This is a genomic window from Streptomyces sp. NPDC057854 (assembly GCF_042797055.1).
GTDB lineage: Bacteria > Actinomycetota > Actinomycetes > Streptomycetales > Streptomycetaceae > Streptomyces.
Map to the genome: position 1 here is coordinate 57,700 of NZ_JBHVMF010000035.1, position 6,600 is coordinate 64,299.

At 73.8% G+C, this 6,600-nt stretch carries 9 protein-coding genes; 8 read left to right on the top strand and 1 reads right to left on the bottom strand.

Going from position 1 to position 6,600, the window contains the following annotated elements:
• Positions 1–27: 27 nt before the first annotated feature.
• Genes ACFVQZ_RS34255 through ACFVQZ_RS34275 form a run of 5 tightly spaced genes read left to right on the top strand, consistent with a single transcriptional unit; the run spans position 28 to position 3,705 of the window.
• Positions 28–885, top strand: coding sequence for a transketolase (locus tag ACFVQZ_RS34255; protein WP_383628715.1), 858 nt, complete (start codon positions 28–30; stop codon positions 883–885).
• Positions 882–1,973: a transketolase family protein gene (locus ACFVQZ_RS34260; protein ID WP_383628717.1), complete on the top strand. Its 1,092-nt coding sequence runs from the start codon at positions 882–884 to the stop codon at positions 1,971–1,973. The genes ACFVQZ_RS34255 and ACFVQZ_RS34260 overlap by 4 nt, the downstream gene beginning before the upstream one ends.
• Before the next feature lie 5 nt (positions 1,974–1,978).
• Positions 1,979–2,287, top strand: a complete 309-nt coding sequence (locus ACFVQZ_RS34265) for an acyl carrier protein (protein ID WP_383628719.1) — start codon at positions 1,979–1,981, stop codon at positions 2,285–2,287.
• Positions 2,284–3,495, top strand: coding sequence for an acyltransferase (locus tag ACFVQZ_RS34270; protein ID WP_051788226.1), 1,212 nt, complete (start codon positions 2,284–2,286; stop codon positions 3,493–3,495). Before ACFVQZ_RS34265 ends, ACFVQZ_RS34270 begins: the two co-directional genes overlap by 4 nt.
• 39 nt (positions 3,496–3,534) lie before the next feature.
• The gene (locus tag ACFVQZ_RS34275) at positions 3,535–3,705 is read left to right on the top strand and encodes an acyl-CoA carboxylase epsilon subunit (RefSeq protein ID WP_383628729.1); all 171 of its coding nucleotides are present in this window, start codon (positions 3,535–3,537) and stop codon (positions 3,703–3,705) included.
• Between the two features lie 26 nt (positions 3,706–3,731).
• On the opposite strand, the gene ACFVQZ_RS34280 is transcribed toward ACFVQZ_RS34275, so the two are convergent.
• Positions 3,732–4,133 (bottom strand): PaaI family thioesterase, encoded by a 402-nt coding sequence (locus ACFVQZ_RS34280; RefSeq protein WP_030497116.1) that lies wholly within the window; start codon positions 4,131–4,133, stop codon positions 3,732–3,734.
• A 76-nt stretch (positions 4,134–4,209) separates the two neighbouring features.
• On the opposite strand from ACFVQZ_RS34280, the gene cysC reads away from it, so the two are divergent.
• The 3 genes from cysC to ACFVQZ_RS34295 all read left to right on the top strand — a co-directional run.
• On the top strand, positions 4,210–4,770 hold the full coding sequence (gene cysC / locus ACFVQZ_RS34285) for an adenylyl-sulfate kinase (protein ID WP_030497115.1): 561 nt from the start codon (positions 4,210–4,212) through the stop codon (positions 4,768–4,770).
• Complete coding sequence (cysD, locus tag ACFVQZ_RS34290; RefSeq protein WP_383628722.1) at positions 4,767–5,687, top strand: sulfate adenylyltransferase subunit CysD; 921 nt, start codon at positions 4,767–4,769, stop codon at positions 5,685–5,687. Before cysC ends, cysD begins: the two co-directional genes overlap by 4 nt.
• A gap of 2 nt (positions 5,688–5,689) precedes the next feature.
• Positions 5,690–6,600, top strand: a 911-nt coding sequence (locus ACFVQZ_RS34295; RefSeq protein WP_383628724.1) for a sulfate adenylyltransferase subunit 1, incomplete at its 3' end; no start/stop codon positions are given.

Sequence of the window (6,600 nt, forward strand, 5' to 3'; positions counted from 1 at the left end):
CCGGCGTCCGTCCGAAGGGAGCCAGCGATGGCCGTACCCACCACCAGCGGCCCACCCCCCGTCCCGGCCACCGCCGGCGACCCCGACCCCGCGGAGATGGCGCGCCGGATCCGCCGCGACACGATCCGGATGGCGGGCGGTCCCGAGGGGGCGCACGTCGGCGGCAGTCTGTCCTGCGCCGATCTGATGGCCGTCCTGCACGCCCGGCGGCTGCGCCCGGGCGACGCGTTCGTGCTGAGCAAGGGCCACGCGGCGCCCGCGCTGTACAGCGTGCTCGCGCAGCTCGGCCGGCTGCCGGAGGAGGAACTGGAGGAGTACACCCGGCCCGGCAGCAGGCTCTTCGGGCATCCGTCGCACGACCTGCCGGGCGTCGAGTTCGCCACCGGTTCGCTGGGGCACGGGCTGGGGCTCGCGGTGGGGCTGGCCCTGGCGGAGTCGCTGCGCGGCGGGGACCGGCACGTGTACGCCCTGCTCGGCGACGGCGAGCTCCAGGAGGGGAGCGTCTGGGAGGCCGCCCTGCTCGCCGGGCACCGCGCGCTGCCCGGCCTGGTGGCGGCGGTCGACCGCAACGGACTGCAGATCACCGGCGGTACGGAGGAGTGCGTGGGTCTGGAACCCCTGGACGCCAAGTTCGCCGCCTTCGGCTGGGAGGCGCGCGTCGTCGACGGGCACGACCTCACCGCGCTGGACGAGGCACTGCGGCCGTCCGCGTCCGGTCCGGTCGCGGTGATCGCCCGTACCGTCAAGGGCCGCGGGGTCCCGTTCCTGGAGGGCAAGGTGTCCGGGCACTACGCCAGGCTCAGGCCCGAACTGGTCCGCAGGGCCCTAGCCGCGCTCGACCGCCCGGCCGCGCTCGACCGCCCGGCCGCGGGAGGTGCCGCGTGAACCGCGCCCCCGCCGGCCCGCCCGCGCCGGACGACGCCCCCGCCGTGCCGTCCGGGGAGCCGGTCCTCGGGCCGGACCCGCGGACCGCGTACCGCGAGGCCCTGCTGGAGCTGGCCGACGCCGACCCCCGGGTGATCTGCCTGGACTCCGACACCGGCGGCCTGGAGAACACCTTCGGCAAACGGTTCCCGGACCGCTACGTCAACGTCGGCATCGCCGAGGCGAACCTGATGACGGTCGCCGCCGGCCTCGCCCGCCGCGGCTTCGTCCCGTACGTGCACACGATGGCCACCTTCGCGACGATGCGCGCCGGCGAGTTCCTGAAGCTGGACGTGGTCGGCAACGCGCTGCCGGTCCGGGTGGTCGCCACCCACGGCGGGCTGGCCGCCGCGCACTTCGGCACCAGCCACTTCGCCCTGGAGGACCTGGCGGTGACCCGGGCCCTGGCCGACCTCGCCGTCGTCGTGCCCGGCGACGCCCGCCAGATCGGCGCCGCCACCCGCCAGCTGCACGAGCTCCCCGGCCCCGGATACCTGCGGCTGGGCCGCTCGGCCACCCCGCTGCCGCCGGGTCCCGCGCCGGAGTTCCGGCTCGGCCGGGTCCGGGTGCTGCGCGCGGGCGCGGACGTCACGGTGGTGGCGGCGGGCCCGCTGCCCCTGCTGTTCGCGCTGGAGGCCGCCGCGGAGCTGGCCGCGGACGGCGTCGGGGCGCAGGTCGTCGACCTGCACACGCTGCACCCGCTGGACCGCGCGGGCCTGCTGGACGCGTGCCGCGGCCGGGCCGGCGTGGTGACCGTGGAGGAGCACCGGCCGCAGGGCGGCCTGGGCGACGCGGTGGCCGAGGTGGTCTCCGCCGAACTCGCGCTGCCGATCGCGCGGTTGGCGGTACGCGGCCGGCCCGGCGTCCGGGTGGCAGGCCAGCGCGCCGCGCTGGAGGAACTGGGCGTCGACACCGGTGCCGTGGTGACGGCGGCCCGGCGCCTCGCCTCCCGCAGACCCGCCGTCCGCCGCGCGACCGCGGCGGACGGCCGTCCGACCGAACACGACCGAACCTCCGGCGCGCCCAGCGCCGGTCCGACCACGAGGTGATGACGATGGTGAGCTCCACCCCGGTCCACGACGAGGACCGCGTCCGCTACGTGCAGCACGTCTTCCAGCGGGTGCTCCGGCTGGAGCGGGAGGTGCACCCCGACGACGACTTCTTCGCGCTCGGCGGCACCTCGCTGGCCGCCATGGAGGTGATCGACCTGATCGAGGAGGAACGGGGCCTGCGGATCCCGGTCCGCACCTTCTACCGGTCGACCGTCGTCCGCGCGCTGGCCGGCGAACTCCCCCCGGCCCGCGCCGCGTCCGGTTCCCCGGCCGACGCGTCCGGCGCGGAGCCGGACGGAGCCGCCCGATGACGATCCAGAGACCCGCCCCGGCGCCGGCGCCCGCGGCCGCCGCCCTCCCGCCGCGCCCCGGACGGCTGCCGTCCCTGACCGGGCTGCGCTTCTTCGCCGCGTTCCTGGTCGTGCTCTCGCACGTCGGGGTCAACCTGCTGCCGCGGGTGGCGCCCGACGAGGTCTTCGTGATGCGGCTCTTCTACGAGGCCGGCGCCTTCGGGGTGTCCTTCTTCTTCATCCTGAGCGGCTTCGTGCTGACCTGGGTCGCCCGGGACGACGACCCCGTGGGGCGGTTCTGGCGCCGCCGGTTCTTCAAGATCTACCCGAACCACCTGGTGACGTTCCTCGCCGCGCTGCTGCTCGCGGCGGGGGCGGGACACGCGCTGACGGGCCGGGACGCCGGGGCCACGCTGCTCCTGGTGCAGACCTGGATCCCCGACATGAAGCTGCAGTTCAACCTGTGGTCGAACACCCCCACCTGGTCGCTCTCCTGCGAGCTGCTGTTCTACCTGTCGTTCCCGTGGCTGCTGCGGCTGCTCCGCCGGATCCCCGCCGCCCGGCTGTGGCCGGCGTTCTTCGCGGTGTACGCCGCGATCTGGGCGGTGCCGCTGGTGGCCTCCTGGCTGCCGGCGTCCGGCGGCATCCACCCGGGCACCCAGCAGAACTGGTACTCGATGTGGTTCATGACGTTCTTCCCGCCGGTGCGGATGCTGGAGTTCGTCCTCGGCATCGTGACGGCGCTGATCGTCGCGAACGGACGGTGGATCCGGCTGCCGCTCCCCGTGGCCCTGCTGTTCCCCCTGGTGCCGTTCGTCGCCGAGGGGAAGCTGCCGAACGAGCTGGGCTTCGTCGCGCTCACCGCCCTGCCGCTCGCCTTCATGATCGCGTCCGCGGCGGCGTCCGACGTCGCGAGCCCCACCGGCAGGACCTGGCTCGGGAGCCGCACCATGGTGTTCCTGGGCGAGATCTCCTTCGCCCTGTACCTGGTGCACTGGCTGGTGGTGGTGTACGGCTGGATCGGCCGCTCCTCCCCCGCCCTGACCGGCAGACCCCCGGCCCCCGCCACCTGGCCGGAGGTGCTCGGCCTCGCGGGTCTGACGATCGCCGTCAGCCTGGTGCTCGCCTGGCTGCTGTACGTGCTGGTGGAGCGCCCCGCGATGCGCTGGTGGAGCCGTCCGCGCGACGCCCGCACGGGGGTCCGCGCCCCGGCCGCCGACAAGGTCTGAGCCCTGTCCGGTCAGGAGGGTCCCGGCGGGCTGTTCCGGATCGAGAAGGGCCGGGCCGAACCCGAGGAGCTGGCCGCGCTCGTCACGCTGCTGCTGGCGTGCGCGGCGGCCCGGCGGCAGGAGGGGCCCTCTTCCGGCGCTTCCGCCGCCGGCCGGCGGCGCCCGGTGCCGCCTCCGGTCTTCCGGGCGCCGCACAGCTGGCAGGCGTGAGGACCGCGCGGCCCGCCGGGCGGGGGTCAGCGCAGGTTCTGCAGGCGGACCTGCCCGCGGGCGACCAGGCCGCCCGCGGCGTCCACCGTCTCCACCGCCCAGACCTGCTGGGTGGCGCCCCGGTGGACCGGGACCGCCGTCGAGGTCAGGCGCCCGTTGGCCGCGGTCACCGGGGCGAAGAAGTCCGTGCTGTTGCTGACCCCGACGACGGTGCCCCGGTCCCCCAGCCAGCGGTCGGCGGCCACACTGGCCACCGACTCGACCACCGCGCAGTGCACCCCGCCGTGCAGTATCCCGTGAGGCTGCATCAGGTCGTCACGGGCGGACCAGTACGCCACCACCCTGTCCGGTCCGACCTCCTCGAACCGGAGGCCCAGGTGGCCGACGTAGGGTCCGAGTGCAGTGTGGAGTTCGTGAGTTGTCGTCATGTGCCGAGTATTTCAGGTGTCGTGACGTGTTCCCATCCCATCGACCATCGCATCGACAGAGGAGGTCCGACCGACCATGGTGGCGAGTCCTGGATCGTGTGACTGCGGCGTGACCGTCCTGCTGACCGGTCTGCCCAGTGCCGGCAAGACGACCATCGCGTTCCTGGCCGCCGGGAGACTGCGGGCCGCGGGACGCCGCGTCGAGGTCCTGGACGGCGACGCGATGCGGCGGACCCTGTCGGCGGGGCTCGGCTTCTCCCGCGAGGACCGCCACGAGAACCTGCGGCGCATCGGGCTGATGGCCGAAGTCCTCGCCCGCAACGGCGTGATCGCCCTCCTCCCGGTCGTCGCCCCGTACGCGGACAGCCGGGACGCGCTGCGGCAGCGGCACGCCGACAGCGACACGGCCTTCCTGGAGGTCCACGTGGCCACGCCCGTCGAGGTCTGCGCGGAACGCGACGTGAAGGGCCTGTACGCCCGCCGGCGGGCGGGCGGGATGACCGGCCTCACGGGCGTCGACGACCCGTACGAGGTCCCCGGCCGCCCCGACCTCGTCATCCCGACGGTCCGGCAGACGCCCGAGGCGTCGGCCGCCCAACTGGTGGACCTGCTCACGGAGAAGCGGTTCGTGGCATGAGGGCGACCCGATCGCGCACGGTGCCCCGCCTCCGCCATCTCGACTCGCTGGAGTCGGAGGCCGTGCACATCTTCCGTGAGGTGGCGGGCGAGTTCGAGCGGCCGGTGATCCTGTTCTCCGGCGGCAAGGACTCCATCGTCATGCTGCACCTGGCACTGAAGGCGTTCGCCCCCGCCGCGATCCCCTTCACGCTGCTGCACGTCGACACCGGCCACAACTTCCCCGAGGTCATCGAGTACCGCGACCGCGTCGTCGCCGAGCACGGACTGCGCCTGCACGTCGCCTCCGTCCAGGAGTACATCGACGCCGGCAAGCTCCGCGAGCGCCCCGACGGCACCCGCAACCCCCTCCAGACCGTCCCCCTCACCGAGGCGATCCAGCAGCACCGCTTCGACGCCGTCTTCGGCGGCGGACGCCGCGACGAGGAGAAGGCCCGCGCCAAGGAGCGGGTGTTCTCGCTGCGCGACGAGTTCTCGCAGTGGGACCCGCGCCGCCAGCGCCCCGAACTCTGGCAGCTCTACAACGGCCGCCACGCCCCCGGCGAGCACGTCCGCGTCTTCCCGCTGTCCAACTGGACCGAGCTGGACGTGTGGCAGTACATCGCCCGCGAGGGCATCGCGCTGCCGGAGATCTACTTCGCCCACGAGCGCGAGGTGTTCTCCCGCAACGGCATGTGGCTGACCGCCGGCGACTGGGGCGGCCCGAAGGAGTCGGAGCCGGTCGAGAAGCGGCTGATCCGCTACCGGACCGTCGGCGACATGTCCTGCACCGGCGCCGTCGACTCCGACGCCACCACGCTCGACGCCGTCATCGCCGAGATCGCCGCCTCCCGCCTCACCGAACGCGGCGCCACCCGCGCCGACGACAAGCTGTCCGAGGCCGCGATGGAAGACCGCAAACGCGAAGGGTACTTCTGACGATGCCCAGCTCCGCTGACCGATGGGCCGATGCGGCCACGACTCTGCTGCGTTTCGCGACCGCCGGCTCCGTCGACGACGGCAAGTCCACCCTCGTCGGCCGTCTGCTCCACGACTCCAAGTCGGTCCTCGCCGATCAACTGGAGGCCGTCACCCACGCCTCACGCGCACGCGGCCAGGACGCGCCCGACCTGGCGCTGCTGACCGACGGCCTGCGGGCCGAGCGGGAGCAGGGCATCACCATCGACGTGGCCTACCGCTACTTCGCCACCGCCCGCCGCCGGTTCATCCTCGCCGACACCCCCGGCCACGTGCAGTACACCCGCAACATGGTCACCGGCGCCTCCACGGCCGAACTCGCCGTCGTCCTCGTCGACGCCCGCAACGGCGTCGTCGAGCAGACCCGCCGCCACGCCGCCGTCGCCGCCCTGCTGCGCGTCCCGCACGTGGTGTTGGCCGCGAACAAGATGGACCTGGTGGACTACCAGGAGTCCGTCTTCGCCGCGATCGCCGCGGAGTTCACCACCTACGCCTCCGAGCTCGGCGTCCCGGAGATCACCGCGATCCCGATCTCCGCGCTCGCCGGCGACAACGTCGTGGAACCCTCCGCGAACATGGACTGGTACGGCGGCCCCACCGTCCTGGAACACCTGGAGACCGTCCCCGTCAGCCACGACCTGACCGCCTGCCACGCCCGCTTCCCCGTCCAGTACGTCATCCGCCCCCAGACGGCCGAACACCCCGACTACCGTGGCTACGCCGGGCAGATCGCCGCCGGCGCCTTCCGCGTCGGCGAGGAGATCACCGTCCTGCCCTCCGGGAAGAAGTCGACGATCACCGCGATCGACGCGCTCGGCGAGTCCGTCGACATCGCCTGGGCCCCGCAGTCCGTGACGATCCGCCTCGCCGACGA

Excerpts from the sequence above, each read along its gene's own strand:
- cysD (WP_383628722.1), top strand. The coding sequence starts at position 4,767 with ATGAGGGCGACCCGATCGCGCACGGTGCCCCGCCTCCGCCATCTCGAC.
- ACFVQZ_RS34270 (WP_051788226.1), top strand. The coding sequence starts at position 2,284 with ATGACGATCCAGAGACCCGCCCCGGCGCCGGCGCCCGCGGCCGCCGCC.
- cysC (WP_030497115.1), top strand. The coding sequence starts at position 4,210 with ATGGTGGCGAGTCCTGGATCGTGTGACTGCGGCGTGACCGTCCTGCTG.
- ACFVQZ_RS34255 (WP_383628715.1), top strand. The coding sequence starts at position 28 with ATGGCCGTACCCACCACCAGCGGCCCACCCCCCGTCCCGGCCACCGCC.
- ACFVQZ_RS34280 (WP_030497116.1), bottom strand. The coding sequence starts at position 4,133 with ATGACGACAACTCACGAACTCCACACTGCACTCGGACCCTACGTCGGC.
- ACFVQZ_RS34265 (WP_383628719.1), top strand. The coding sequence starts at position 1,979 with ATGGTGAGCTCCACCCCGGTCCACGACGAGGACCGCGTCCGCTACGTG.